Source organism: Candidatus Pantoea soli (assembly GCF_007833795.1).
In the GTDB taxonomy this organism is placed as follows: Bacteria; Pseudomonadota; Gammaproteobacteria; order Enterobacterales; family Enterobacteriaceae; genus Pantoea; species Pantoea soli.
The window spans coordinates 2426044-2452341 of record NZ_CP032702.1; the positions used below are offsets into that span (position 1 = coordinate 2426044).

Sequence of the window (26298 nt, forward strand, 5' to 3'; positions counted from 1 at the left end):
TTTCATAGGATCGGTCGCCAGAACCTCACGATAATCGGCTCTGGCGTCCCCGCTTGCCGGCGCTGCGCCAGAAATCACTGCAACCGGAGCAAACACTGCATGGAACTCGAGTACGAAAGTAAACGTCCGCTGTATATTCCTTACGCGGGTCCGATCCTGCTGGAATTTCCGCTGTTGAACAAAGGCAGCGCCTTTACCCTGGAAGAACGCAACGAATTTAACCTCAACGGCCTGCTGCCTGATGCCGTTGAGACTATCGAAGAGCAGGCCGAACGCGCCTGGCGCCAGTTCCTGGATTTCAAAAACAACAACGACAAGCATGTCTATCTGCGCAATATCCAGGACACCAACGAAACCCTGTTTTACCGCCTGCTGGACAACCATCTGGAAGAGATGATGCCCATCATCTATACCCCGACGGTCGGCGCCGCCTGCGAACACTTCTCCGAAATTTACCGTCGCGCCCGCGGCGTGTTTATCTCATATAACAACCGCGACCGCATTGAAGACATGCTGCAGAACGCCACCAAGCAAAACGTGAAGGTGATTGTGGTCACTGACGGTGAGCGTATTCTCGGCCTGGGCGATCTGGGTATCGGCGGCATGGGCATCCCGATTGGTAAACTGTCACTCTACACCGCCTGCGGCGGCATCAGCCCGGCGTATACCCTGCCCGTGGTGCTGGATGTCGGCACCAATAACCAGCAGCTGCTGAACGATCCGCTCTACATGGGCTGGCGTCATCCGCGTATTACCGGTGAAGAGTACGAATCCTTCGTTAATGATTTTATTCAGGCCGTCAAGCGCCGCTGGCCGAACGTCCTGCTGCAGTTTGAAGACTTTGCGCAGAAAAATGCCATGCCGCTGCTGGAACGCTATCGTGATGAAATCTGCTGCTTTAACGATGACATTCAGGGCACCGCCGCCGTCACCGTCGGCACGCTGATTGCCGCCAGCCGCGCCGCCGGCAGCCGCCTGTGTGAACAGAAAGTGGTGTTCCTTGGTGCCGGCTCTGCCGGTTGCGGCATTGCCGAACAGATCATTGCCCAGATGAAATCCGAGGGGCTGAGCGACGATGAAGCGCGCGCCCGCGTGATGATGGTGGATCGCTTTGGCCTGCTGACCGACAAACTGCCAAACCTGCTCGATTTCCAGAGCAAGCTGGTGCAGAAAAGTGAAAACCTGAAAAGCTGGGATACCACCAGCGATTCCATTTCGCTGCTGGATGTGGTGCGCAACGCGAAGCCGGATATTCTGATCGGGGTCTCTGGCCAGCCTGGCCTGTTCACCGAAGAGATCATCCGTGAGATGCACAAGCACTGCGCGCGTCCGATTGTGATGCCGCTGTCTAACCCAACCTCACGCGTAGAAGCAACGCCGGCCGATATCATCGCCTGGACAGACGGTGCCGCGCTGGTGGCCACCGGCAGCCCGTTTGCGCCTGTTACCTGGAAAGGCAAAACCTATCCGATCGCCCAGTGCAACAACTCCTATATCTTCCCGGGCATTGGTCTGGGGGTAATTGCCGCCGGTGCCACCCGCGTGACGGATTCGATGCTGATGACAGCAAGCCGTGCGCTGGCCGACTGCTCGCCGCTGGTCAATGACGGTGAAGGCCCGGTACTGCCGGAGATCAAAGATATTCAGGGCGTTTCCAAAGTGATCGCTATGGAAGTAGGTAAAGCGGCCCAGCTGGCCGGCGTGGCCGTTGTGACCTCGGAAGATGTGCTGTCGAAGTCAGTCAATAATAACTTCTGGCTGCCGCAGTACCGTCACTATCGCCGCACATCGATCTGATTGTCAGCCCGCTGCGCGACGCTGTCAGCCACGCGATTTTTGCGCTGGCTGGCAGCGCCACGGATGAGCGATTTGCCGGTGGTTAAATATGCACCAGCCAGCCGGGGTAAACTTGCTTAGCCGCCCCGCCTCAAGTAGCCTTGATCCATTCTTTTTTTCGCCAACCGAGTGCCTGCGCGCATGATTAAACGCGTCTTCTTTGCTCTGTTTATCATCATTTTACTGATGATGGCGACGGCGCTCGGCCTGGATCGCTGGATCAGCTGGAAAACCGCTCCGTTTATTTATGATGATGTGGCCTCGCTGCCGCATCGTCAGGTTGGCGTGGTGCTGGGCACCGCCAAGTACTACCGCACCGGTGTGTATAACCAGTATTACCTTTACCGTATTCAGGGCGCGCTGAACGCCTATAACAGCGGCAAAGTCAATTACCTGCTGCTGAGCGGCGACAATGCGCAGCAAAGCTACAACGAGCCCATGACCATGCGCCGTGATTTGATTAAAGCGGGCGTTGATCCGGCTGACATCGTGCTGGACTATGCCGGCTTCCGCACGCTTGACTCAATTGTGCGCACGCGCAAAGTGTTTGATACCAATGATTTCATCATCATTACCCAGCGCTTCCACTGTGAGCGTGCGCTGTATATTGCTCAGCATCTGGGCATTCAGGCGCAGTGTTATGCAGTGCCGTCACCAAAAAACATGCTGTCCGTGCGCTTCCGCGAGGTAGGTGCGCGGCTCGGGGCGCTGGCGGATCTCTATCTGATGAAGCGCGAACCCCGCTTTCTCGGCCCGCTGGTGCCGATTCCGGCGGTGCATGAAGTACCGGAGGATGCGCAGAGTTACCCGGCGGTGACGCCGGAACAGCTGCTGGAACTGGAAGAGAAGCTGCAGAAATAAGCACGGAGAGGCACAGAAACAGCAAAGCCGCGTTGCCGCGGCTTTGCTGGAGCAGATGCAGACTGCGTTACTTCTTGCGCGCGTACTTCAGCGAGTCCAGCGCCACGGCGAAGATGATGATGCCGCCTTTGATAATGTACTGCCAGTAGGGGTTAACCCCGATGTAAGTCAGACCGTAGTTGATAACGGTAAAGATGATAACACCGGTGACCACACCTGCCACGGTACCCACGCCCCCGGCGAAGGAGACACCGCCCACCACGCAGGCGGCGATCGCATCCAGCTCATACATAAAGCCGAGGTTGTTGGTGGCACTGCCGATACGTCCGGCTTCCAGCATACCGCCGAAGGCATAGAACACGCCGGACAGCGCATAGACCAGAATCAGGTTCAGCGGCACGTTTACGCCAGAGACTTTCGCCGCTTCCGGGTTGCCGCCAATGGCAAAAATGTTTTTGCCGAAGCGGGTTTTGTTCCACAGAATCCAGACAAACAGAATCGCGATGATGGCGTAGAAGGTGATGAACGACAGCTTGAAATCACCGAAGCGCAGGAAGCCCTGGGTAAAGGTAGAGAAGCCTGCATCAAAACCGGCAATCGGCGAAGCACCCACGAAATCGTAGTAGAGTGAGTTGATACCATACACGATGATCATGGTGCCAAGCGTGGTGATAAACGGCGTCACTTTGAGATAAGCGATAATCACCCCGTTAACCAGACCAATCACGCCACCAATGATGCACACGGTCAGAATAACCAGCGGAATCGGTACGGTTTCCAGGTGCGGGAACACCTTGTTGGCATTATCCATTGACTGTAACAGCGTGGCCGCCACCACCGCCGCCAGCCCCACCTGACGCCCTGCTGACAGGTCAGTACCTTGCGTAACAATCAGACCGGCCACGCCGAGCGCAATGATAATACGCACGGAAGACTGCGTCAGGATGTTACTCAGGTTCATCAGGCTGAGGAAGGTTGGATCCTGGAAAATAATAATTGCCAGCAGTACAAACAGGACGACGTAAATACCGCCCTCTTTTAACCAGGTTAGCGCATTCTTTTTAGTAGTCGCTTTCATGTTAAAGCCCTTGCTTCATTAAAGGTGTAATGACGCTAAACGCAGGATTTCATTCTGCGAGGTCGTTTTAGTATCAACAATGCCCGCTACCTGGCCGTTACTCATTACCAGAATACGATCGGTAATGCCCAGCAGTTCTGGCATTTCAGAAGAGATAATGATGATGCCCTTTTCTTTTTTTGCCAGCTCAGCAATCAGCTGGTAAATTTCGAATTTCGCACCCACATCAATTCCGCGCGTCGGTTCATCCAGCATTAATATTTCCGGCTGCGTTAATAACCAGCGTCCGATAATCACTTTCTGCTGGTTTCCGCCAGAAAGCGATCCAATCTGGGTGTGATGTCCCGGCGTTTTCACGCGCATCGAATCAATGACCCACTGGGTATCACTTTTCATGCGTTTATTATCCAGCAGGCCGATACTGGATCGATATTTCTTGATATTGGAGATCAGCGAGTTGAAACCAATATCCAGATAGGCATAAATGCCGGTCGAACGACGCTCTTCCGTCACCAGCGCGAAACCGTGGTTAATGGCTTCGTTGGCGCTGTGGTTATTGATCGCTTTACCGTGCAGCTTAATGGTGCCGCCCGATTTTTCACGAATGCCAAACAGCGTTTCCACGATATCGGTACGTTTTGCCCCTACCAGCCCGGCAATGCCGAGAATCTCCCCTTTGTGCAGGTCAAACGAAACATCGCGGATTGACGGCTGCCGCAGCGACGTCAGGTTGCGCACTTCCAGAATCACTTCGCCCGGCACGTTGGACTTGTCCGGGAAACGCTGGTTCAGCGAACGGCCGACCATCATGGCGATGATCTTATCCATGTCCAGCCCGTCCAGCGGCTGGGTGGCGATCCACTGTCCGTCACGTAAAATGGTGATTTCGTCGCACAGCTGGAAAATCTCTTCCATCTTGTGTGAGATATACACGATGCCGCAGCCGCGATCTTTCAGCTTACGGATAATGGTGAACAGATGATTAACTTCTTTTTCGGTCAGCGAGGAAGTGGGCTCATCCATAATGACGATTTTTGCGTCATAGGAGAATGCTTTGGCAATCTCAATCATCTGCATCTGAGAAACAGACAGATTGGCCACTTTATCGCGCGGATCGATATCAATATCTAATTCTTCAAAAATCGCTTTGGTATCGCGATACATTTTATCCTGATCGACAAATACGCCTTTGCGTGGATAACGGCCAAGCCACATGTTATCCATGACGCTGCGCTGCAGCACCAGGTTTAATTCCTGATGCACCATCGATACGCCATTTTCCAGCGCTTCTTTCGAACTGGTAAAATCGATTTCTTTACCCTGAAAAAGAATGCTCCCCGCATCCTTCTTATAAATTCCAAACAGGCATTTTAATAACGTGGATTTCCCGGCGCCGTTTTCACCCATTAAGGCATGGACGGAGTGCGGCCGCACTTTTAAATTCACATTATCTAAGGCTTTCACCCCTGGAAATGATTTCGAGACATTCGTCATCTCCAGCAGATATTCACGCTGTGTGGTCGGATTCTCACTGGCCATAATTTACCTGGCTAAAAATTGCGTTGGTCAGATGCAATAAGGCGCGGCAAAAAGGCCGCGCCTGCTGCGAATTACTTCACAAACTGAGACAGATTATCTTTATCAACCGGTACGTAAGGTACGCGTACGACTTTATCTTCCATCTTGAAGTTGGTGCCAGCGGTAGGTTCTTTGCCGTTTGCCAGGTTGTTAGCAATATCCAGCGTGGCTTTCGCCTGGTTTTCCGCATCGTTCAGCACGGTACCGGCCATCGCACCGGATTTCACCAGCACCAGCGCTTCTGGCAGGGCATCGACACCGAACACCGGAATGCTGGTTTTGTTGTGGGCTTTCAGGGCTTCAACCGCACCCATCGCCATGGCGTCGTTGTTCGCGATGATCACTTCAATTTTGTTGGCGTTCGGGCCAGAGAGCCAGGCATCAACTTTATCTTTTGCCTGTGCGGTATCCCACATGGCGGTATCCATAGCCAGCTGCTGGGTTTTGATGCCGTCTTTGTTCAGGGTATCAATCACGTATTTGGTACGGGCTTCAGCGTCCGGATGGCCCGGCTCCCCTTTCAGCAGCACGAACTGAATCTGACCATCTTTGTTCAGATCCCAAGCCGGGGTGGCTTTCCAGTGCTTCTCAATCAGCTCGCCCTGTTTGATGCCGGACTCTTTCGAGTCAGTACCGACATAGTAGGCTTTCGGATAGCTGGCCAGGACGCGTGCGTTAGGCTCTTTGTTGAAGAACACAACCGGTACGTCGTTGGCTTTGGCTTTGTCGATCACGACCGCAGCGGCGGCCGGGTCTACCAGGTTGATGGCCAGCGCTTTCACGCCCTTAGCCATCAGCACGTCAATCTGGTCGTTTTGTTTGGACTGGTCGTTCTGCGAGTCATTCATCAGCAGCTGAATGCCGCCGATGGCTTTCGCTTCTTTCTCAATGTCCTTGCGCACCATCGACATAAAGTTGTCGTCATATTTGTAAATGGTCACGCCAATGCGGGTATCAGCGGCGTGCGCGGTTGCACCAAACATCATGCTGGCAACCAGTGCTGTGAGCGTGAAAACCTTCTTATTCATGGTATCTCCGGTTTTTTATGCAGGGTATTTCATCGCACCATCTTGCCTGCGGGCAGACAGCGCAGTCGGTTGAAACGCTATTGTATGGGGCTGGCGCTAACGCAAAGCCGGACCACCATGGCTATCCTGACTTCCCTGTACGTAAACGCTTCCTGAAGAGTGTTATGAACCATTTCAATCGGCTACTGAAACCTGACCGGAAGAGGAGATGCCGGCGTTACATAATGTTTCAGTCCGGTAAGACGCTGCCATCATAGTGAGCGCCCTGTTAATTAACTGTGAATACAATCACAGATTGGAAACGGTTACATGGCGCCATCGCCTGAATTAGTGACCGACTCCACAATTTGCCGCTGCGCCACGGAATGACGCCGCACCAGGGTGGGCATGAAGCAGTGTGAAGCGTGCGGATCCAGCTCTCCCGCCGCGCCGCGCAGCGCCAGCTCAGTGGCCAGTTTTGCCATTGAAACAATGGGATAGCGCACCGTAGTCAGCTGCGGATCGGTGTAACGCGAAATAGGAATGTCATCAAAGCCGATGACGGAGAAATGCTGCGGTACCTGAATGCCGTTGTCTTTCAGCGCTGTCAGCGCCCCGGCCGCCATGCCGTCGTTATAGGAGAAGACTGCCGTAAGATGCAGATTGCGCCCCAGCAGTTCCACCATTGCGGCTTCCCCGCCCTGCATATCCGGTTCAGCATGGGCGATCCAGGCTTCTGGCGGACGAATACCCTGCTCTGCCAGCGCCTGCAGCCAGCCGTCGCGGCGCTGCGTGACATCCTCTATCGGATGGCAGGAGCTGAGATAGCCGATGCGCTGATGGCCCTGCTGTAACAGCATGCGGGTGGCCACCTGTGCGCCGGTGACGTTATCCAGACAGACGCAGCGGTGCGCGTAACCGGCAATTACCCGGTTTATCAGGATCATACCGGGCACCTGATCCATAAATTGCGTGAGCTCAGCGTCTGAAAGCGTTTTCGCGTGCACCACCAGCGCGTTGCAGCGCTGGCGGATCAGTACTTCAATCGCATGACGTTCCTTCTCCTCCTGATGCCAGGAGTTGCTGATTAGCACATGCTTCTGCACGCGCTGCGCCACGGTATCCACCGCTTTGACCAGCGCGCCGAAGAAGGGATCGGAGACATCCATGACTACCACGCCAATCGTATCGCTGACCTGAGTGGCAAGCGCCTGGGCGTTGGCGTTAGGACGATAGCCCAGCGATTCAACCGCCTGCAGCACAGCGTCGCGGGTTTCAGAGGTCACTGCACTGCTGTTATTGAGCACACGTGAGACGGTGGCAACGGACACACCGGCCTGACGGGCGACATCACGGATCGTTATCATGCAGCTGTTCCACAGAGGAAGAATAGGCGCGCCTGGCGCGTAACGGCGCTATTCTGGCAGGGCGCTGCCCTGCGCTGCGTGAATTACGTCACAGGGATGAAAACGGTTACATCGCTTTCTGTCGCCTTTGTGATGAACATCATTATCTGATGACGGAGGAATTACCGGGTTTACCTGCCGCCAGCCGGGTCAGCCTGCGCCACAGCCACTCCAGCGGCCCCTGGGGAAAGCGCTGCAGCCAGAGTACCGAGAACAGGATATTGACCAGCCAGATAGCAGGTACCCATGCCAGCAGCTGCAGGCGGCTGAAACTCATAAACAAGCCCATGTGGTAAAACAGCGTGGTGCAGATCAGCGTCTGCAGCAGATAGTTACTCAGCGCCATGCGACCGACGCACTGAAGGGCATGACTGATACGCGTGGCGGCAATGGCAGGCCAGAAGCCCAGACAGAGCGCGGCGTACCCCAGGCTGATAAACGGACTGGCGAGATCGCGCGGTATCTGCAGGTAAAAGGCGGTCCAGCGGAAATCCCATCCCAGCTGCCACTGGGCGACGATACCCGGAATGGCGAGCAACCAGCCGGTGCCCAGCAGCAGCAGTGCCGCACGGCGGTAGTGCGGCAGGCTGAACTGGCCGCGCAGCCAGCCGTTGCGCATCAGCGCACCGCCGATCAGCATCAGCCCGGCCAGTTGCCAGCCATACTGCGACGCCAGCGCCATCAGGCCGGATGAGAGATGGTCAAGGCGATTCTGAATCGCTTCCCAGCCGCCGGTAAGTTTCCAGTAACGTTCGTATTCCAGATCGGCCGCGCCCGGCAGCCATGAGCGCGTCGTCTGCGTTCCGGCGAGCAAACCAAATATCAGCAGTACGGCACAGCCCACCAGATAGAGCAGGATGCCGGTGTGCAACAGCGCCCGTTCTGCGGGCGCGTCGCGCAGCATGCGCCAGACAATCAGCCCAATCAGCCCGTAATCCAGCAGGATATCGCCTTCCCAGAAAAACACGCCGTGAATAAACCCCATGAACACCAGCAGCGTCAGGCGGGAAGCGATCCAGCGGCTGCCACGCGGCGCCTGCAGGTACAGTCCGGCACCAAACAGCAGCGCGAAAAGGGTCAGAAACTTCAGCTGGGCGAAGGCATCCAGAATCGCCCACGTCCAGGCGTCCGCAGGCGCGATTGAGCCCTGCCACGCCGGGTTAAGATAGGCTGCAGAGGGTAATGCGAAGCCGGTAATGTTCAGCAGCAGGATGCCGAGAATGGCGCAACCACGAATGAAATCCAGCGCAGGATAGCGTTGCATTGAGCAGGCCTTAAGCGGGAAAAAGCACAGGCGGCCGGGAAGCCGCCTGCGGGATTAGCTGTGACGCACCGCGCGCAGGAACTCCTGACGCGTGTTCTGGCTGGATTTAAACAAGCCGCCCAGCGAGGTGGTGGTGGTGGCGCTGGTGGCATCCTTCACTCCGCGCGCTTTAACGCAGTAGTGCACTGCGTCAATGGAAACCGCCACGTTATTGGTGCCCAGCAGTGTCTGCAGCGCCACCAGCACCTGCTGGGTCAGGCGCTCCTGCACCTGCGGACGCTGCGCAAAGAACTGTACAATGCGGTTGATTTTCGACAGGCCTATCACCTTGTCTTTTGGAATATAGGCCACCGTGGCCTTGCCATCGATGATCACAAAATGGTGTTCGCAGGTGCTGGTCAGGGTGATATCGCGTACCGTCACCATCTCATCTACTTTCATCTTGTTTTCAATGACGGTGATTTTCGGGAAGTTGGCGTAATCGAGGCCAGAGAAAATCTCATCCACATACATTTTGGCGATGCGGTGTGGCGTTTCCATCAGGCTGTCATCTTCCAGATCCAGATTCAGCAACTGCATGATTTGCGTCATGTGACCGGCGATCTCGCGCTTACGCGTTTCGTCGTCCATATCGCGCACCGGGGCGCGTAATGGCGTTTCCAGGCCACGCGCCAGCAGCGCTTCGTGAACCAGGGCGGCTTCCTGACTTAGGGTGCTCATCGTACTCATTCTCCGGCAGGTGGTGCGCCCGCAGATCTGCGCCTGCGGGGGAAATTCTGAGCGCGTATTGTGAAACACAACGCGCGCTTAATCCAGCAATCAATCCGATAGAAGATGAAAGCGTTTCATGCCGCCGGGCGACGCAGCACCAGCGCGCCCGCCAGCACTAACCCTACGCCTGCGACCCACAGCGCCGGATCCAGCCGCTGCCAGATCAGGCTGGCGAGCCACGACAGCAGCGGGCCGCCAAGCTGACCGATGGCGTACCCGGTGGTCAGCAGGCCGGCCAGATAGCGTGCGTGCTGCGGTGCCAGTTCGCGGCTGTACTGCAGCGAGAGCTGCACCACGCACAGAAAGCCACCGCCAATCAGCAGCGCGGCCAGCAGCAGACCGCTGAGGCCAGGTAAAATCAGCGCCGCGATAACGCCCAGCGCCTGCGCCCACAGCACCAGCGCCAGGCGCAGCGGCGTGCTGCCCCAGTGCCGTGTCACAATGCCCAATGCAATCCCGGCGACCGCCGCCCCGCCAAACACCGGCCAGACAAACTGCGCAAAGGCGCTGTGGGGAAAGCGGGCCGCCGCCATCTGTGACAGGAAGGTCGCCGGTAATATGTAGCCAAATCCGGCGAGGCTGTAGCTCAGCACCAGCCGCTTCAGCGTGCCGTTCAGCACCAGCGCCGGCGGTGCCTGGTCCGGCCGGTGCAGCTGGCCGCTGCGCGGCAGAAAACGCGCAATCGCCGCGATAAAGATCAGCGCCACGCTGCCGTATACGGCCCAGGCCGCCGCCGCGCTGGCCCCGCTGGCATGCAGCGCGACGGCCAGCATGCCGCTGATAAAGATACCGGTACCGGGGCCGGCAAACACCGCGGCAGATAAGCCGGGACGGCCATGGTGCAGCAGCTGCTCATTGCTCCAGGCCGCCACCAGCACCATGGCCCAGCCGCTGGCCGCACCAATCAGAAAGCGCACCAGACCATGCAGCCACGGGCCGCTGATGCAGGCTGACAGCAGCGTCAGCGCCACCGCGCCCCAGACGCCGGACTGCAGGCGCCACTCCACGCGGCGGTGCGCGCGCATCGCGTCAAACGATCCGCACAAATACCCCAGATAGTTGAGCGCTGCCACCAGGCTGGCGCTGGTCAGCGACAGCTGATGATCCTGAATCATCAGCGGCACCTGCGGGGTAAACGCAAACCGGCCAATTCCCATCGCAACCACTAAACTTAAAAATGCGCTCAGCGCGACACGTAATGCCATCCTGACTCCAGAGCTCACCGATTATCACTTGTCAGCAGCATGCATGAGGTTTACACTCACGAAAAGTGAATATTATTAACCAAGTTGTTTACGAGAAGAGAATATGGATTTAGTACAGCTCCGCATGTTCTGTTCCGTGGCCGAAACCGGCTCGCTGGCACGTGCTGCCGAAGTGCTGCATCGCGTGCCGTCAAATCTCACCACGCGGTTGCGCCAGCTGGAAGAAGAAATTGGCGTTGATCTGTTTATTCGTGAGAAGCAGCGCATTCGCCTGTCGCCAATGGGCCACAATTTCCTCAATTATGCGCAGCGCATTCTGGCCCTCAGCGACGAAGCGCTGAACATGGCCCGCGCGGGCGAGCCGGGCGGCAATTTTGCCTTTGGTTCGATGGAGAGCACCGCCGCCACCCGCCTGCCCGGCCTGCTGGCGGCTTATCACCAGCGCTATCCGACGGTCGCCCTGTCGCTGATTACCGGTACCTCCGGCGACATTATCGAAAAAGTGCGCGCCGGTACACTGGCGGCGGCGCTGGTCGACGGCCCGGCCAGCCATGATGATCTCAACGGCTGCATCGCTTTTCGTGAAGAGATGGTGCTGATCACCAGCCTTGAACACGCGCCGATCCACAGCGCGCGTGATACCCAGGGCGACACACTGTTTGCCTTTGGTCACAGCTGCTCGTATCGCACCCGGCTGGAATCCTGGTATCGCGAAAGCCAGTGCGCACCGCATAACGTGATGGAGATTCAGTCATACCACGCCATGGTGGCCTGCGTGGCTGGCGGTGCCGGCGTGGCGATGATTCCGGCTTCGGTGCTGGCGCAGATGCCGGCACGCGCGCGCGTACAGGAACACACGCTTCCCCCGGCCTGGCGCAATACCGCTACCTGGCTGATGTGGCGACGGGATGCCTTTACCCCCAACGTCGAAGCGCTGAAATACCTGATTATTGACATGTTTGACGACCGTCCGCTTAACGACGAGCTGCTGCATCCGCTGCAGGCCGCCGAATAATGGTCTTTATTTACATCACCACACCCGAAGGAAGAGGAACGACATGAACATGATTAAAACCCGCGCCGCTGTTGCCTGGGCCGCTGGCGAACCACTGAAGATTGAAGAAGTGGATTTGATGCCACCGCAGAAAGGCGAAGTGCTGGTACGCATTGTCGCCACGGGCGTGTGCCATACCGATGCCTATACCCTCTCCGGCAAAGATCCGGAAGGCGTCTTCCCGGCGATTCTGGGCCATGAAGGCGGTGGCGTGGTCGAAGCCGTGGGTGAAGGCGTGACCAGCGTCGCAGTCGGCGATCACGTGATTCCGCTTTACACCCCGGAATGCGGCAAGTGTAAATTCTGCCTGTCCGGCAAAACCAATCTGTGTCAGGCGATTCGCGCCACCCAGGGCAAAGGGCTGATGCCGGACGGCACCACCCGTTTCTTCAAAGACGGTAAACCCATTTTCCATTACATGGGCACTTCGACCTTCTCCGAATACACCGTGGTACCAGAAATTTCACTGGCAAAAATCAGCAAAGAAGCGCCGCTGGAAGAAGTGTGCCTGCTGGGCTGCGGCGTGACCACCGGCATGGGTGCGGTGATGAATACGGCCAAAGTGAAAGAAGGCGATACCGTGGCCATCTTCGGTCTTGGCGGCATCGGCCTGTCGGCCATCATTGGTGCCAAAATGGCGAAAGCGGGCCGCATTATCGGTATTGATATCAACACCAGCAAATTTGATCTGGCGCGTAAGCTCGGTGCCACCGATCTGATCAATCCCAAAGATTACGACAAGCCTATTCAGGATGTGATTGTGGAACTGACCGATGGCGGCGTCGATTTCTCCTTTGAGTGCATCGGCAACGTCAATGTCATGCGTTCTGCGCTGGAGTGCTGCCATAAAGGCTGGGGCGAGTCGGTGATTATCGGGGTTGCCGGTGCCGGTGAAGAGATCGCGACCCGTCCGTTCCAGCTGGTGACCGGGCGCGTCTGGCGCGGCTCTGCGTTCGGCGGCGTGAAAGGCCGCAGCCAGCTGCCAGGCATTGTGCAGGATTATCTCGACGGCAAATTTGCGCTGAATGATTTCATCACGCACACCATGCCGCTGGAGCAGATCAACGAGGCGTTTGACCTGATGCACGACGGTAAATCGATCCGTTCTGTGGTGCACTTTACCCGATAAGCAAGGAGGCGTTATGGCATCCACTCTGGAGTTGCTGGAAGAGCACCGCATCTTTGGCGGCTGGCAGCAGCGCTGGCGTCATTTTTCATCGGTGCTGAACTGTCCGATGACGTTCAGCATTTTCCTGCCGCCGCCGCAGGATGATACCCCGCCGCCGGCGGTGTGGTTTCTGGCCGGACTAACCTGTACCGATGAGAACTTCACCACCAAGGCCGGCGCGCAGCGGATAGCCGCCCAGCTGGGGCTGGTGCTGATTATGCCGGACACCAGCCCGCGCGGTGAAGCAGTGGCGGATGACAGCAGCTACGATCTTGGCCAGGGTGCCGGGTTTTACCTCAATGCCACGCAGCAGCCGTGGGCGGCGCACTATCGCATGTTTGATTATCTCAGCCAGGAGCTGCCGGCGCTGCTGGCCGACAATTTCAAGCTGAGCGATCGGCAGTCAATCATGGGGCATTCGATGGGTGGTCATGGCGCGCTGCTGCTGGCACTGCGGCCTGGCGGCCGCTTTGCTTCGGTCTCCGCTTTTGCGCCGATTGTGAATCCAACACAGGTGCCGTGGGGGCAGAAGGCGTTTACGGCCTATCTGGGTGACGATCGTCAGGCATGGCGCGAGTGGGACAGCTGCCTGCTGATGGCTGAGGCTGAACAGCGTCTGCCGGTGCTAATCGATCAGGGCGATAGCGATCAGTTCCTCGCCGACCAGCTGCGTCCTGAGCAGCTGGAAGCCGTGGCGCAGGCGCAGGGCTTCCCGCTCGAGCTGCGAATTCAGCCAGGTTACGACCACAGCTACTTCTTTATCGCCAGCTTTGTGGAAGATCATCTGCGCTTCCACGCAAAACATCTGCTGGTGTAATCCTTTCCCGGTGCACCACCGTGCACCGGGCTCTCCTTCAGGTCAGCGACTCCGCGACCAGCCCGTCAATCATCACCTGCGGCATGCCCTGCGAGCAGTGCTCTATGCGGCCACGCACGCCATAAACCTGCGCCAGCGTTGCCGGGGTGATTACGCTGGACGGTGCGCCATCGGCCAGCAGCCTGCCCTCTTTCAACATCAGCGCATGGTCGGCGTGACGCAGCGCAATGTTGATATCGTGTACCACCACCACCGTCACCATGTTGCGCAGGCGCGTCTCACGCCGTACCAGATCCATCACGTGGAACTGGTAGTTCAAATCCAGCGCGCTGAGCGGCTCGTCCAGCAGCAGCAGTTCCGGACGGCGAATCAGCGACTGCGCCAGCCCGACCAGCTGCTTCTGCCCGCCGGAAAGCTGGTCCAGATAACGCATCGCCAGATGACCGATACCCAGCTGTTGCAGCAGATGCATGATCTCCGCCTCGCCGGCAGCGCTGTGCAGCCCGCCAGAGGCGCGCTGGGCGACGATAATCGACTCCAGCACGTGCAGATGAACCCCTGCCGGTAACGTCTGCGGCAGATAGACCACGCGCTGTGCGCGACGTGCAAACGGCTGGGTCATCAGCTCGTCGCCGTTCAGCCACAGCTCACCCTGCCCTTTATTCAGACCGGCCAGCGCACGCAGCAGCGTGGATTTGCCACAGCCGTTGGGCCCAAGCAGCACGGTAATTTTGCCGCGCGGCAGCTGAGGTACGTTGAGGTCGCTGATCACCTGTCGCTTTGGATAGCCGGCCGAAAAATGCTTAAGTTGTAATCCCTGTTCCATTACACCGTCCCCCGATGACGCAGAATAATGCTGAGGAAGAAAGGCACGCCGACCAGCGAGGTCACAATGCCTACCGGAATAATGACGCCGGGAATCAGGTTCTTGGAGGCGACCGAGGCCAGTGACAGCACCAGCGCGCCGGTCAGCGCACTGGCCGGCAGGTAATAGCGGTGATCTTCACCAAACATCATGCGCGCGATATGGGGCGCCACCAGACCGATAAAGCCAATCGGCCCGACAAAAGCCACCGCCAGCGCGGAAAGAATACTGATGCGCAGCAGCGTGGCCAGCCGCAGGCGGCGCACGTCAATGCCGAAGCTGACGGCACGATCTTCACCGAGGCGCAGCGCGGTCAGCTTCCAGCTGCTGAGCATGGAAAACGGAATCAGCAGCGCGAAAGCGGCGGTGAGCACGCCGAGCTTTTCCCACGAGGCGCGCGCCAGGCTGCCCATGGTCCAGAAGACCAGCCCCTGCAGCGTGTCTTCGCTGGCAATAAACTGCATCATCGAGACCAGCGCGTTAAAGGTGAATACCAGCGCAATACCAAACAGCACCACGCCGGAGGTAGAGACATTTGACCAGCGGGTAATGCCATCCAGCATCAGCGCGGCAAGCAGCGCAAAAATAAAGGCGTTAGCGGAGATGAACCACTGGTCGGGTATACCGGGGATGCCGATGCCGACAATGATCGCCAGCGCGGCACCAAACGCCGCCGCGGACGAGACGCCGAGCGTAAACGGGCTGGCCAGCGGGTTATTGAGGATGGTCTGCATTTCGGCGCCGGCCAGACCGAGGGAACACCCGACCACCACCGCCATCAGCGCATAGGGTAAGCGAATGTCCCAGACAATGACGCGTGTGCCCGCATCCATTAACGCCGGATGGGTCAGGGTCTGCCACAGGGTTTCCAGCGAGAGCCCGGCCGGACCGAGCGTAAAATCGAGTATGACTGATGCGACGATCGCCAGCACCAGTCCCGCAATCAGCATGAGGCGCTGGCGTAGTACCTGACGATAACGCGTCAGGGTATCGGCTTCGGTGCCGTTTTCCGCCACCAGCGCGGAGTCCGTGATACGCATGTTTCAACCTGTTTTTCTAATTGCAACCATAACGGTTGCCACAATAGAGCAGGTGATAATAATTATCAATTTTATCTCTGTAACAAAGCCCGAATGAAATCTCCCGGCATCAGGCGGGACGGGCATGGCGCGGCGGTGACTAAGGAGCTGTACGGCGGGATGGGTGTCATGCGCAAGGCGCAATAAAGGGCGCCGCTATCGGTCAGTACACCATGATAGCGGCGCGGGGTATCGTGTCCGGTAAGGCTTACTGGCGGAACGTCGGGAACTCCATCTCGCTGTATTTCACCACGCGGCTGCCGCGCACCAGGCGATAACCGAACCAGATAATCAGGAACAGCGGAAGACCAATATAGGTTGCGGCCACACCGTACCAGTCAATGCGGTCGGCGAGGAAGGCCTGATAGTTCTGCCCCAGCGTAATCACCAGGCACAGCACAAACGCAAAAATCGGTCCCAGCGGGAAGAAGCCTGACCGGTAGGGCAGATCGGCCAGGTTACGCCCCTGCGCCACATAGCCGCGACGGAAGCGGTAATGGCTGATGGCAATGCCCAGCCAGGCGATGAAGCCGGTCATGCCTGAGGTGTTCAGCAGCCACAGATACACTTCCTGATTGCCAAACTTTGAGGTCAGGAAACAGAGCCCGGCAACCACGGTCGTCGCCAGCAGCGCGTTGCGCGGCACGCCGCCTTTCGACAGCCGGGCAAAAATGCGCGGCGCTTTGCCTTCCTGTGCCAGGTTAAACAGCATGCGCGTGGAGGCATACATCCCGGAGTTGCCGGCAGAGAGCACGGAGGTCAGGATAACCGCATTCATCACTGCCGCCGCTGACAGCAGTCCGGCATTCTGGAACACCAGCGTGAACGGGCTGACGCTGATATCCGTGACATCGTTGTGCAGCAGCTGCGGATCGGTATACGGCAGAATCAGGCTGATAATCAGGATGGCAAAGACGTAAAACAGCAGGATACGCCAGAACACCTGACGCACGGCGCGTGGAATATTTTTAGCCGGGTCTTCCGACTCGCCGGCGGCAATGCCGATCAGCTCAGTGCCCTGGAACGAGAAGCCCACGATCATCGCCACGCCTATCATGGCGGCAAAGCCCCCGGCAAACGGCGCGTCGCCAACGGTCCAGTTATGCCAGCCGGCGTGCTCTGCACCGCGCATAATGCCGACGATCATCAGGACGCCCACCACGATAAAGATGATCACTGTGGCGACTTTAATCAGCGAGAACCAGTACTCGGCTTCACCAAAGCCTTTTACCGAAATGACATTCAGCAGGAACATCAGGCCAAGGAACAGCGCGCTCCAGATCCAGCCCGGCGTATCCGGAAACCAGTAATTCATGACCAGCTGTGAGGCGACAAGGTCAACGGCGATGGTTACCGCCCAGTTGTACCAGTAGTTCCAGCCCAGCGCGAAGCCAAAGCCCTCTTCCACATATTTTGCGCCGTAGGTGGCAAAGGAACCGGAAACCGGCATGAAAGCCGCCAGCTCGCCGAGGCTGGTCATCAGGAAATAGACCATCAGGCCAATCAGCGCGTAGGAGAGTAATGCTCCGCCGGGGCCGGCCTGAGAGATGGTGGCACCGGAGGCGACAAACAGGCCGGTGCCGATGGAACCGCCAATGGCGATCATGGTGAGATGGCGCGCTTTTAATTCACGGCGCAGCCCAGGTTGTTGTGTTGTTTTTGAGTCATTATGCATGTGTAAACGCTATGCCGGATAAAAATAAGGCGCGATTGTAGCAGCAAAGCCTGCGCTGTATAGCATTCACCACGGGTTATAAGTTACCTTCATAATCGGCCAGCGATTATTAGCCACAGCGCACGCACGGCGACGATCATTCGCGGCAGTAAGTCAGAAAGCGGCTCAGCGCCCGGGAAATGTGCTTCTGCCGATGATGGATGCGATACAGCGTTCGCGTCAGACGCGGCAGCGGGACCGCCACTTCCACCAGCGTACCGGCATCCAGCAGATCGCTAATGACCCGGCGTGACAGGCAGCTGATGCCCATGCCGTGGCGCACCGCGTGTTTGATCGCCTCAGAGTTGCCCAGCTCCATGCCCAGCTGAAACTGCGGCAGATGCGACAGCAGCAGATAATCGACAATTTCACGCGTGCCGGAACCGCGCTCGCGCAAAATCCACGGCGCGGCGGCCAGGCTGCTTAGCGTGACGGGCTGTTGCAGCAGCGCGGCATCCGGGGCGGCAAACACCACCAGCTCATCTTCCAGCCACGGCTCGCTGACAATCTCCGGTTCATGGCACGGCCCTTCGATCAGCCCGATATCCACCCGGAAATCGGCGACGGCATGAATGGCGTCCTGGCTGTTACCCACGCTCAGCTCCAGCGGCAGCGCGGGAAAGTCCCGGCGATACGCCGCGATCATGCCCGGCAGCATATAGTTGCCGATGGTGCTGCTGGCGAACAGGCGGATGGCACCGTTCTCTTCTTTAAACAGCTGCTCAATTTCTCCCGCCTGCTCCAGCAGGCCGACGGCGCGCGGATACAGCAGGCGACCGTGTTCATTCAGCACCAGCCGCTTACCGACGCGATCAAACAGCTGCACGCCAAGCTGGCTCTCCAGATCCGCCAGCGCGGCGCTGACCGCTGACTGCGACAGCGCCAGCACCTGTGACGCCTGGGTGGTTGAGCCGCTTTTCAGCACTTCGGTAAAGACTTCAATCTGACGCAGAGTGATATGCATGCGCCCTCCTTACAGTGCGTAACGGTGCACGAGATAGATCACCACCGCCAGCCAGATCAGCAGTGTCAGGCCAAAGCCGGTCCAGCTGACGATCTTCCTGCCGCGCGCGCGTTGTACCTCGGCGCGCTCTGCGCTGCTGATACGGATTTCACGCGGCAGCAGCCGCAGCAGGATAATCACGCCCAGCGGCACAATAATGGCATCATCCAGCAGGCCGAGAATGGGGATAAAATCCGGAATCAGATCGATCGGACTGAGCGCATAGGCGACAATGCCGAACGCCAGCACTTTAAACCACCCGGGCGTGCGCGGGTCGCGACAGGCGAACCACAGCGTCAGCACATCGCGTTTGATAAGCCGTGCCCAGCGGCGCAGGCGCATGAACATGGTTTCCCTCTTTTATTACTTATTCCGGTTGATAACTAATATATTAGCAATCTGAGTTTTAACCAAGCTGACGCCGCGATTGTCCGGCCACAACATTTCCTGCTGCGGGCGCATCCGCTATTATGTGCGCTTCGCTATTACCCCCGCCCATTCAGGAGAGCGGCATGAAATATATCGGCGCACACGTCAGTGCCTCTGGCGGCGTAGACCAGGCAGTTATCCGGGCCCATGAACTGGAAGCCACAGCCTTTGCGCTGTTCACTAAAAATCAGCGTCAGTGGAAAGCCGCGCCGCTGTCAGGTCAGGTGATTGATGCGTTTAAAACCGCCTGTGAACAGTATCGCTTCACACCGGCACAGATTCTGCCGCACGACAGCTATCTGATAAACCTGGGCCATCCGGTGATGGACGCACTGGAGAAATCGCGTGAGGCGTTTATTGATGAAATGCAGCGCGCCGATCAGCTTGGTCTGACGCTGCTGAATTTTCACCCCGGCAGTCATCTGCAGCAGATTGATGAAGAAGCCTGCCTGAAGCGCATCGCGGAATCCATCAATATCGCGCTGGATAAAACCCGCAATGTGGTGGCCGTCATTGAAAATACCGCTGGTCAGGGCAGCAACCTCGGCTTCCGCTTTGAGCACCTGGCGACCATCATTGCGCACGTGGAAGATAAATCACGCGTTGGCGTGTGTATTGATACCTGCCATGCTTTTGCCGGTGGATATGATTTACGCACTGAGGAAGCCTGCGCGGCGACGTTTGCTGAATTTGAGCGCATCGTCGGTTTCCGTTACCTGCGTGGTATGCATCTGAACGATGCCAAAAGCACGCTCGGCAGCCGGGTTGACCGGCACCACAGTCTTGGCGAAGGCAATATCGGTAAAACCGCGTTCAGCTGGCTGATGAAGGATGCGCGTTTTGATGGCATCCCGATGATTCTGGAGACCATCAATCCGGATATCTGGCGCGATGAAATTGCGTGGCTCAAGTCGGAACAGCAGGCGTAACGGCGCTGCACGGCGTTACGCCCGGAACGTAACGTAAAAAAGGGAGCCGCGGCTCCCTTTCTTTTTTTCTGGCTGCGCGTACTTATGCCGCTTTGGCCAGCTCTTCTTCCGGACGTTTCAGAATGGCATAACCGAGGCCGGCCACCGCCGTACCGATGACAATCGCCAGCAGATAACCCAGCACAGGCGTGATGGCTCCCGGAATCAGCAGCACGAACAGGCCACCGTGCGGCGCCATCAGCTTCGCGCCAATCGACATCGAGATGGCACCGGTGATGGCACCGCCGACGATACAGCAAGGCAGAACACGCATCGGATCGCGTGCGGCAAACGGAATTGCGCCTTCAGAGATAAAGCACAGACCCAGCACCAGCGCCGCTTTGCCGCCTTCCTGCTGACCTTTATTGAATTTACGGCGCGCCACCAGAGTCGCCACACCCATCGCCAGCGGAGGCACCATACCGGCCGCCATGATAGCCGCCATCGGCGCATAGGTTTGTGAACTCAGCAGGCCAACACCAAACGCGTACGCCACTTTGTTCACCGGACCGCCCATATCGGTACACATCATGCCGCCGAGGATCGCACCCAGCAGAACTGCGTTGGCGGTACCCATATTCGACAGCCAGCTGGTCAGGCCGCTCATGATGCCAGCCACCGGTTTACCCACGACATAAATCATCAGCAGGCCGGTGATCAGGCTGGCGACCAGCGGAATGATCAGGATCGGCTTCAGCGCTTCCATACTTTGCGGCAGCTTCACTTTGCTGCTCAGCAGTTTGGCTGCATAACCGGCGATAAAACCGGCAATGATGCCGCCGAGGAAACCTGCGTTAATGCTGGTGGCGATCATGCCGCCAATCAGACCCGGCGTTAAGCCTGGACGGTCGGCAATGGAGAAAGCAATAAAGCCTGCCAGCACCGGTACCATCAGTGCAAAGGCGCTGCCGCCCCCGATCTGCATCAGCGCCGCGGCTAAGGTGCCCGGCTCTTTAAACGCGGTGATGCCAAAAGCAAAGGAGAGCGCGATGCTCAGACCGCCCGCGACCACCATTGGCAGCATATAAGACACGCCGGTCAGCAGATGACGATAGGCACCGGCTTTCTCTTTGCTGTCGCTCTGGCTGGCCACCGATCCGTTACCGGCCGGCTGATAGGTTTTGGCTTCTGCCTGCGCTTTATCCAGCTCCTGCGCGGTTTTTTTCAGCGCCAGGCTGGTGGAGGTGCGGTACATCGGCTTACCGGCAAATTTCGCCAGGTCCACGTCAATATCCGCAGCGACAATCACCAGATCGGCCGCGGCCACTTCTTCAGGCGTAATCGGATTGCCGGCCCCCACAGAGCCACGGGTTTCCACTTTCACCCACCAGCCACGTTTGGTGGCTTCGGCTTCAATCGCTTCTGCCGCCATAAAGGTGTGCGCCACGCCGGTTGGACAGGCGGTCACCGCGACAATGCGCTTCTGCCCGCCGCCGGTTGCGGCAGCCGGTGCAGCCACCGGCGCGCTGGCAGGCTGCCAGGTGCGGGCGGCGTCTTTCGCCAGGGCGATCGTTGCCTGCGGATCGCGCAGCGCCTGCTGCACATCCACCTGCGCGACCGATTTTCCGGCCAGAGCGGCCTGCTCCGGTACCGTGTGTCCTACCACCAGCACCAGTTCCGCTTCGGCGGCGGAGCTGACCAGTTCCAGCCCGGACTGCGCCGCCGCAGCGCGCAGACGTTCCATGGCTAAATGCCCGGAAGCCAGGCCGAGTGAAGAGTCTTGTATCAGCAGCGTTTTCATTATCGCTCTCCTGCTGTTAGTTAACGGGGTGTAAGTCGACGCGCGCCATCATCGCGGCCAACTGGGTACGATCGGTTACGCCAACGTTGCTCTGGCTGACGGCCATGGCCGCCACTGCCGTTGCCAGACGCAGCGTATGTTCACTGGATTCACGCATCAGCAGGCCGTAAATCAGGCCACCTACCATGGAATCGCCAGCACCTACGGTGCTGACCACCTCACAGGCGGGTGGTTTGGCGATCCATTCGCCAGAGGCGTTCACCCACAGCGCGCCTTCTGCGCCAAGAGAGATCACCACGTGCGCAATGCCCTGCTCACGCAGTTCATGCGCTGCATTAATCACATCCTCCAGTTCCGGCAGCCGGCGACCAGCCCAGATTTCCAGCTCACGGCGGTTGGGTTTGACCAGCCACGGCGCGGCTTTCAGTCCGGCAACCAGGGCTTCGCGGCTGCTGTCGAAGATGATGCACGGGCAGAGCGTGCGCAGGTCGCTCATCCATTTGGTGAACGCTTCGGGCGCAACACCCGACGGCAGGCTGCCGCTGACGCAAACCATGTCAAACTGTCCCAGCCAGGTCAGTGAATCCGCCGTAAAGCGCTCCCAGTCCTGCGGTGTCACCTCGAAGCCGGAGAAATTCAGATCGGTCACATCGCCATCTTTTTCCGTCAGTTTGACGTTGATGCGGGTCCGGCCCTGCACCACCTGAAAGCGGTTAGCTATGCCCAGCTCGCTGAACAGCTGCTGAAAACCATCCTGATTCTCTTTGCCGAGGAAGCCACCCACGGTGACATCAATCCCCAGATCTTTCAGCACTTTGGCCACATTGATGCCTTTACCGGCCGCGTGCAGCCCGGTGGTTTTCACCAGGTTGACTTCACCGCGCTCAATTTCCGGCGTGTATCCCACCAGATCGTAGGCGGGATTCAGCGTAATGGTGGCAACGCGACGGCTCATGCTACCCCCTCGCCCAGACCGCTGTTGATGGCTTCTTCAATGGCGTTCAGCGCCTGCTGTGCATCTTCGCCGCTGGCAGTAAAGCGCAGGCGATGGCCCTTCTTCACGCCCAGCGCCACAACCTTCATCAGGCTGCGGCCATTGGCCGGTTTTCCGCTGCCGTCGAGATTGGTTACGGTGATATCGCTGTTGAACTGTTTGATGACGCTGACCAGCGCCGTGCCCGGACGCGCGTGCAGGCCGTGTTCGTTACGGATGGTGAATTCGGCGGTCAGCACCTCAGCGGCTTCATCCACTTCGCTGGTCAGCAGCGCCAGCACGCCCGCCGCATCGGCTTTCAGCAGGCGGTCAGCTTTGTTTGCCAGCAGCAGGTTGCTCAGGTAGCCAAGCGCTTCAAGCGGGCGATCATCAACCGCCGCTACGGTAATCAGCAGCGCAACCTGCTCGCCCTGATGGATAAACGGCGTGGCGCTCCGGCTGACGGCGATGGCGCTGCCGAGGTTGCCGCTGGCGCTGTCGTTCAGCCAGATGCCCTGCCCGAGGCTGAGCGGCGGCGCAGAGACAACGTTCGCCACAAAGCTGGCGTCTGCGGCACCGGCAGCCTGCAGCCGGCCGGCATTCAGCGCCTGCAGCGTCATCAGATCGCTGGCCGCCACGTCTGTGGCAATCAGCGAGGTATCAAATTTGAATTCTGCTGCCTGTTTTTCACCCATCAGCAGCGCACGCAGCTCTTCTGCAGAAGCGCTTTTCAGCTGTTGTTCCACGCTGTCGTCGCTTAACACATGCGTCAGCTGGCGCAGCAGCGCGAGATGTTCATCCGATTTCGCCGCAATGCCGATGGCCACCCAGGCAATCTGACCGTCGCCCCAGTCCACGCCCTGCGGGAACTGGAACACCTGCACGCCGGTTTTCTGAACCAGGTCGCGGGTATCGGTGGTGCCGTGCGGAATGGCAATGCCGTTGCCAAGGAAGGTGGTGGTTTGCTGCTCGCGCGCCAGCATACCGTTGACGTAGCCTTCTGCGACGTTTCCGGCTGCGGTCAGCGCAGCGGCAACCTGTCGGATGGCCTCTTCTTTATTTTGTGCGTGGGCACCTGTATGAATGGCCTGAACTTCGAGCTGGAACATATCTCTCCTCGCTTGCTGAAAGTGAATCGTTTCAGCTTAATGGCGAAAAAATACGCTGCGCGTCACGGACTTAGCCGCAAGTACAACGCTGAAACGTTTCAGGGAATATGGTACAGCCAGCCTGCGCAGGCAAGTAAATGCGCGAACGATGTAGCAGATTTTTGATGTCCCGCACACTTCAGGCTGGATTTCGGATTTTTCGCTGGCGCGGCGCTGACATCGTTGCTGTATGCAACGCTGAACAGAGCCGCCAGGTTCAGCTTTGCGTCAGCGTCGCTCAGGGCGCGGTGTCCGCTTCCAGCTGCAGCAGAAAGATCATTGCCTCTTCCCGGCTGCGTCCGCACATTTCAGCGTCCGGCTGCAGGCCTGCGCACACCGCCGGGCGCAGCGGCGAACCAAAGAGGCGGCAGCGCTGCTGATCATCCAGCTGCACGCAGCGGGTATTGGCCGGTTTACCATGCGGCATACCGGGAATCGGGGAAGAAATAGAGGGGGCTGTGCAACAGGCACCGCACTGTTCACGACATAACATTATGCGCTCCTGCAGAATTATCGCGCGACAATAGCAGCAGGCTGACGCGAATGCCATGCCCGGCCGACAATTTTACACTGCCTCACTTGCCTGTTTTTCAGCGCGCGGGTAACGTGGCGCGCATCAATCCTCTCTGAGCGAGACACACAGATGCCAAAGGCAAACGAAATCAAAAAAGGGATGGCCGTCACCTGGAACGGCAAGCTGCTGCTGGTGAAAGATATTGACGTGCAAAGCCCGAGCGCGCGCGGTGCCGCCACGCTTTATAAAATGCGCTTTACCGATGTGCGCACCGGCATGAAGGTGGAAGAGCGCTTCAAGGGAGATGACATTATTGATGCCATCCAGCTAAGCCGCCGCCCGGTGACCTTTTCCTATATAGACGGTGACGAGTATGTCTTTATGGATGACGAGGATTACACGCCGTATACCTTCAGAAAAGATCAGATTGAAGACGAGCTGCTGTTTATTCCTGAAGGCGGCATTCCGGGTATTCAGGTGTTGACGATGGAAGGTCAGGTGCTGGCGCTGGAGCTGCCGCAGACGGTGGATATGGAGATTGTTGATACTTCGCCCGGCATCAAAGGCGCGTCCGCCAGCGCGCGCACCAAACCCGCCGGCATGAGCACCGGCCTGTCGATTCAGGTGCCTGAATATCTCAGCAACGGCGATCGCATCCGCATTCATATCGCTGAACGTCGCTATATGGGACGCGCTGACTGATCGCACGATTTTATCCGGCCGCCGCTGATTGTTATAGTATAACAACGGCGTGCGCCGGCTGTTGTTGTCCGGCGCGCTTATTTCAAGGAGCAGACAATGACGCGCGTAAATATCATCACCGGCTTTCTCGGCAGCGGCAAAACCACCACCCTGCTGCATCTGTTAGCCCACAAACCCGCCGGTGAGAACTGGGCCATTCTGGTGAATGAGTTTGGTGAAGTGGGTATCGACGGTGCCCTGCTTGCCGATCGCGGTGCCACGCTGAAAGAGATCCCTGGCGGCTGCATGTGCTGCGTCAACGGCCTGCCGTTGCAGGTCGGGCTGAATATGCTGCTAAAGCAGGCCAGACCCGATCGTCTGATCATTGAACCCACCGGCCTTGGCCATCCCGCCCAGTTGCTCAATATGCTGCGCGCGGCGGTGTATCAGCCATGGATCCAGCTGGATGCCACGCTGACGCTGCTCGATCCACGCCAGCTGGCCGATACGCGCATCATGCAAAATGAAAATTTCCGCGACCAGCTCACGGCAGCCGACATCATCATTGCCAGCAAAAGCGATACCTGGCATGCGCAGGATCGCCAGCGCCTGCTGGAATGGCAACAGCAGCACCTTGGCGATCGTCAGCTGATTGAAGCCGCCTGGGGCAATATCGATCCGGCGCTGCTCAGCCAGCCGGCATTAGCCGATCGTGCGGTGCCGCAGGCTGCCCATCATCATCACCCTTCCCGTCCGCAGGGGCTGGCGGCGCTGAAACTGGAAGGCGCCGTGCGCTGGCGGCGTGCGTTGAATGAAGGTCAGGGCTATGCTTCCTGTGGCTGGATTTTCGATGGCGATACCGTATTCGATACCATCCCCGCCTTAGAGTGGGCGCGGCTTGCGCCGGTTGATCGGGTGAAGGGGGTGCTGCGTACGCCGGATGGATTGGTCAGCATTAACCGTCAGGGTGAAGACCTGTTTATTGAAACGCGGCCTGTCACACCGCCGGACAGCCGCATTGAATTAATCCATCATCAGGCGGCTGACTGGAACCTTTTGCAGACGGCGTTGTTGAAGGTTCGTTTAAAATAGCTGCGTTAAGTTTGCCCGTTATTTTTTCTTTTTGAGTCTTTTTCTT

24 protein-coding genes are annotated in these 26298 nt (G+C 58.1%); 8 read left to right on the forward strand and 16 right to left on the reverse strand.

Annotation, left to right across the window (positions count from 1 at the left end; all coding sequences use genetic code 11):
* The first annotated feature begins 99 nt into the window (after positions 1-99).
* Together D8B20_RS11285 and sanA are read left to right on the forward strand one after the other, a co-directional pair.
* The gene (locus D8B20_RS11285) at positions 100-1797 is read left to right on the forward strand and encodes an NAD-dependent malic enzyme (RefSeq protein ID WP_145888964.1); all 1698 of its coding nucleotides are present in this window, start codon (positions 100-102) and stop codon (positions 1795-1797) included.
* A 180-nt stretch (positions 1798-1977) separates the two neighbouring features.
* Positions 1978-2697: an outer membrane permeability protein SanA gene (gene sanA, locus D8B20_RS11290; protein ID WP_145888965.1), complete on the forward strand. Its 720-nt coding sequence runs from the start codon at positions 1978-1980 to the stop codon at positions 2695-2697.
* Positions 2698-2764: 67 nt separating this feature from the next.
* Here sanA and mglC read toward each other — a convergent pair whose 3' ends face one another.
* The 7 genes from mglC to D8B20_RS11325 form a co-directional block, all read right to left on the reverse strand.
* The gene (mglC, locus tag D8B20_RS11295) at positions 2765-3775 is read right to left on the reverse strand and encodes a galactose/methyl galactoside ABC transporter permease MglC (RefSeq protein WP_145888966.1); all 1011 of its coding nucleotides are present in this window, start codon (positions 3773-3775) and stop codon (positions 2765-2767) included.
* An 18-nt stretch (positions 3776-3793) separates the two neighbouring features.
* On the reverse strand, positions 3794-5314 hold the full coding sequence (mglA, locus tag D8B20_RS11300) for a galactose/methyl galactoside ABC transporter ATP-binding protein MglA (RefSeq protein WP_145888967.1): 1521 nt from the start codon (positions 5312-5314) through the stop codon (positions 3794-3796).
* 71 nt (positions 5315-5385) lie between these two features.
* Positions 5386-6381, reverse strand: a complete 996-nt coding sequence (gene mglB, locus D8B20_RS11305) for a galactose/glucose ABC transporter substrate-binding protein MglB (RefSeq protein ID WP_145888968.1) — start codon at positions 6379-6381, stop codon at positions 5386-5388.
* 305 nt (positions 6382-6686) lie between these two features.
* Positions 6687-7727 carry an HTH-type transcriptional regulator GalS gene (gene galS, locus D8B20_RS11310; RefSeq protein ID WP_145888969.1) on the reverse strand — a complete coding sequence of 347 codons (1041 nt, stop codon included), beginning with the start codon at positions 7725-7727 and terminating at the stop codon, positions 6687-6689.
* A gap of 142 nt (positions 7728-7869) precedes the next feature.
* Positions 7870-9030 (reverse strand): DUF418 domain-containing protein YeiB, encoded by a 1161-nt coding sequence (gene yeiB, locus D8B20_RS11315; protein ID WP_145888970.1) that lies wholly within the window; start codon positions 9028-9030, stop codon positions 7870-7872.
* A 54-nt stretch (positions 9031-9084) separates the two neighbouring features.
* A complete protein-coding gene (gene folE / locus D8B20_RS11320) occupies positions 9085-9750 on the reverse strand; it encodes a GTP cyclohydrolase I FolE (RefSeq protein ID WP_145888971.1) in 666 nt (221 codons plus the stop codon).
* Between the two features lie 125 nt (positions 9751-9875).
* The gene (locus D8B20_RS11325) at positions 9876-11006 is read right to left on the reverse strand and encodes a YbfB/YjiJ family MFS transporter (RefSeq protein WP_145888972.1); all 1131 of its coding nucleotides are present in this window, start codon (positions 11004-11006) and stop codon (positions 9876-9878) included.
* 103 nt (positions 11007-11109) lie between these two features.
* On the opposite strand from D8B20_RS11325, the gene ptrR reads away from it, so the two are divergent.
* From ptrR to fghA, 3 genes are read left to right on the forward strand one after another with little or no spacing between them, the layout of a single operon-like run.
* A complete protein-coding gene (ptrR, locus tag D8B20_RS11330; protein WP_145888973.1) occupies positions 11110-12021 on the forward strand; it encodes a putrescine utilization regulator PtrR in 912 nt (303 codons plus the stop codon).
* A 43-nt stretch (positions 12022-12064) separates the two neighbouring features.
* Positions 12065-13189: an S-(hydroxymethyl)glutathione dehydrogenase/class III alcohol dehydrogenase gene (locus tag D8B20_RS11335; protein ID WP_145888974.1), complete on the forward strand. Its 1125-nt coding sequence runs from the start codon at positions 12065-12067 to the stop codon at positions 13187-13189.
* A gap of 13 nt (positions 13190-13202) precedes the next feature.
* Complete coding sequence (fghA, locus tag D8B20_RS11340; protein ID WP_145888975.1) at positions 13203-14045, forward strand: S-formylglutathione hydrolase; 843 nt, start codon at positions 13203-13205, stop codon at positions 14043-14045.
* A gap of 37 nt (positions 14046-14082) precedes the next feature.
* On the opposite strand, the gene D8B20_RS11345 is transcribed toward fghA, so the two are convergent.
* The 5 genes from D8B20_RS11345 to D8B20_RS11365 form a co-directional block, all read right to left on the reverse strand.
* Positions 14083-14871 carry an ABC transporter ATP-binding protein gene (locus D8B20_RS11345; protein ID WP_145888976.1) on the reverse strand — a complete coding sequence of 263 codons (789 nt, stop codon included), beginning with the start codon at positions 14869-14871 and terminating at the stop codon, positions 14083-14085.
* Entirely contained in the window at positions 14871-15950 is a 1080-nt protein-coding gene (locus D8B20_RS11350) for a FecCD family ABC transporter permease (RefSeq protein ID WP_145888977.1), read from the reverse strand. The genes D8B20_RS11345 and D8B20_RS11350 overlap by 1 nt, the downstream gene beginning before the upstream one ends.
* Positions 15951-16197: 247 nt before the next feature.
* On the reverse strand, positions 16198-17664 hold the full coding sequence (locus D8B20_RS11355; RefSeq protein WP_145888978.1) for an amino acid permease: 1467 nt from the start codon (positions 17662-17664) through the stop codon (positions 16198-16200).
* Positions 17665-17800: 136 nt separating this feature from the next.
* The gene (gene yieE / locus D8B20_RS11360; RefSeq protein ID WP_145888979.1) at positions 17801-18667 is read right to left on the reverse strand and encodes a DNA-binding transcriptional regulator YeiE; all 867 of its coding nucleotides are present in this window, start codon (positions 18665-18667) and stop codon (positions 17801-17803) included.
* 9 nt (positions 18668-18676) lie between these two features.
* Entirely contained in the window at positions 18677-19054 is a 378-nt protein-coding gene (locus D8B20_RS11365) for a YkvA family protein (protein ID WP_145888980.1), read from the reverse strand.
* Between the two features lie 164 nt (positions 19055-19218).
* Here D8B20_RS11365 and nfo point away from each other — a divergent pair, with 164 nt between their 5' ends.
* On the forward strand, positions 19219-20064 hold the full coding sequence (gene nfo / locus D8B20_RS11370; RefSeq protein WP_145888981.1) for a deoxyribonuclease IV: 846 nt from the start codon (positions 19219-19221) through the stop codon (positions 20062-20064).
* Between the two features lie 82 nt (positions 20065-20146).
* On the opposite strand, the gene fruA is transcribed toward nfo, so the two are convergent.
* The 4 genes from fruA to D8B20_RS11390 all read right to left on the reverse strand — a co-directional run bounded on the left by fruA (position 20147) and on the right by D8B20_RS11390 (position 24458).
* Positions 20147-21844 (reverse strand): PTS fructose transporter subunit IIBC, encoded by a 1698-nt coding sequence (fruA, locus tag D8B20_RS11375; protein ID WP_145888982.1) that lies wholly within the window; start codon positions 21842-21844, stop codon positions 20147-20149.
* Positions 21845-21860: 16 nt separating this feature from the next.
* Positions 21861-22799 carry a 1-phosphofructokinase gene (gene fruK / locus D8B20_RS11380; RefSeq protein WP_145888983.1) on the reverse strand — a complete coding sequence of 313 codons (939 nt, stop codon included), beginning with the start codon at positions 22797-22799 and terminating at the stop codon, positions 21861-21863.
* The gene (gene fruB / locus D8B20_RS11385) at positions 22796-23926 is read right to left on the reverse strand and encodes a fused PTS fructose transporter subunit IIA/HPr protein (RefSeq protein ID WP_145888984.1); all 1131 of its coding nucleotides are present in this window, start codon (positions 23924-23926) and stop codon (positions 22796-22798) included. The genes fruK and fruB overlap by 4 nt, the downstream gene beginning before the upstream one ends.
* A 277-nt stretch (positions 23927-24203) precedes the next feature.
* A complete protein-coding gene (locus D8B20_RS11390) occupies positions 24204-24458 on the reverse strand; it encodes a YkgJ family cysteine cluster protein (RefSeq protein WP_145888985.1) in 255 nt (84 codons plus the stop codon).
* Between the two features lie 150 nt (positions 24459-24608).
* On the opposite strand from D8B20_RS11390, the gene yeiP reads away from it, so the two are divergent.
* Both yeiP and D8B20_RS11400 read left to right on the forward strand, forming a co-directional pair.
* Positions 24609-25181, forward strand: a complete 573-nt coding sequence (yeiP, locus tag D8B20_RS11395; protein WP_145888986.1) for an elongation factor P-like protein YeiP — start codon at positions 24609-24611, stop codon at positions 25179-25181.
* A gap of 96 nt (positions 25182-25277) precedes the next feature.
* A complete protein-coding gene (locus D8B20_RS11400) occupies positions 25278-26252 on the forward strand; it encodes a CobW family GTP-binding protein (RefSeq protein WP_145888987.1) in 975 nt (324 codons plus the stop codon).
* Positions 26253-26298 lie beyond the last annotated feature (46 nt).

Excerpts from the sequence above, each read along its gene's own strand:
- D8B20_RS11350 (WP_145888977.1), bottom strand. The coding sequence starts at position 15,950 with ATGCGTATCACGGACTCCGCGCTGGTGGCGGAAAACGGCACCGAAGCC.
- yeiB (WP_145888970.1), bottom strand. The coding sequence starts at position 9,030 with ATGCAACGCTATCCTGCGCTGGATTTCATTCGTGGTTGCGCCATTCTC.
- D8B20_RS11345 (WP_145888976.1), bottom strand. The coding sequence starts at position 14,871 with ATGGAACAGGGATTACAACTTAAGCATTTTTCGGCCGGCTATCCAAAG.
- folE (WP_145888971.1), bottom strand. The coding sequence starts at position 9,750 with ATGAGCACCCTAAGTCAGGAAGCCGCCCTGGTTCACGAAGCGCTGCTG.
- yeiP (WP_145888986.1), top strand. The coding sequence starts at position 24,609 with ATGCCAAAGGCAAACGAAATCAAAAAAGGGATGGCCGTCACCTGGAAC.
- fruB (WP_145888984.1), bottom strand. The coding sequence starts at position 23,926 with ATGTTCCAGCTCGAAGTTCAGGCCATTCATACAGGTGCCCACGCACAA.
- yieE (WP_145888979.1), bottom strand. The coding sequence starts at position 18,667 with ATGCATATCACTCTGCGTCAGATTGAAGTCTTTACCGAAGTGCTGAAA.
- mglA (WP_145888967.1), bottom strand. The coding sequence starts at position 5,314 with ATGGCCAGTGAGAATCCGACCACACAGCGTGAATATCTGCTGGAGATG.
- D8B20_RS11355 (WP_145888978.1), bottom strand. The coding sequence starts at position 17,664 with ATGCATAATGACTCAAAAACAACACAACAACCTGGGCTGCGCCGTGAA.
- D8B20_RS11365 (WP_145888980.1), bottom strand. The coding sequence starts at position 19,054 with ATGTTCATGCGCCTGCGCCGCTGGGCACGGCTTATCAAACGCGATGTG.
- D8B20_RS11390 (WP_145888985.1), bottom strand. The coding sequence starts at position 24,458 with ATGTTATGTCGTGAACAGTGCGGTGCCTGTTGCACAGCCCCCTCTATT.
- D8B20_RS11400 (WP_145888987.1), top strand. The coding sequence starts at position 25,278 with ATGACGCGCGTAAATATCATCACCGGCTTTCTCGGCAGCGGCAAAACC.
- fghA (WP_145888975.1), top strand. The coding sequence starts at position 13,203 with ATGGCATCCACTCTGGAGTTGCTGGAAGAGCACCGCATCTTTGGCGGC.
- nfo (WP_145888981.1), top strand. The coding sequence starts at position 19,219 with ATGAAATATATCGGCGCACACGTCAGTGCCTCTGGCGGCGTAGACCAG.
- mglC (WP_145888966.1), bottom strand. The coding sequence starts at position 3,775 with ATGAAAGCGACTACTAAAAAGAATGCGCTAACCTGGTTAAAAGAGGGC.
- D8B20_RS11285 (WP_145888964.1), top strand. The coding sequence starts at position 100 with ATGGAACTCGAGTACGAAAGTAAACGTCCGCTGTATATTCCTTACGCG.
- ptrR (WP_145888973.1), top strand. The coding sequence starts at position 11,110 with ATGGATTTAGTACAGCTCCGCATGTTCTGTTCCGTGGCCGAAACCGGC.
- D8B20_RS11335 (WP_145888974.1), top strand. The coding sequence starts at position 12,065 with ATGAACATGATTAAAACCCGCGCCGCTGTTGCCTGGGCCGCTGGCGAA.
- fruK (WP_145888983.1), bottom strand. The coding sequence starts at position 22,799 with ATGAGCCGTCGCGTTGCCACCATTACGCTGAATCCCGCCTACGATCTG.
- sanA (WP_145888965.1), top strand. The coding sequence starts at position 1,978 with ATGATTAAACGCGTCTTCTTTGCTCTGTTTATCATCATTTTACTGATG.
- D8B20_RS11325 (WP_145888972.1), bottom strand. The coding sequence starts at position 11,006 with ATGGCATTACGTGTCGCGCTGAGCGCATTTTTAAGTTTAGTGGTTGCG.
- mglB (WP_145888968.1), bottom strand. The coding sequence starts at position 6,381 with ATGAATAAGAAGGTTTTCACGCTCACAGCACTGGTTGCCAGCATGATG.
- fruA (WP_145888982.1), bottom strand. The coding sequence starts at position 21,844 with ATGAAAACGCTGCTGATACAAGACTCTTCACTCGGCCTGGCTTCCGGG.
- galS (WP_145888969.1), bottom strand. The coding sequence starts at position 7,727 with ATGATAACGATCCGTGATGTCGCCCGTCAGGCCGGTGTGTCCGTTGCC.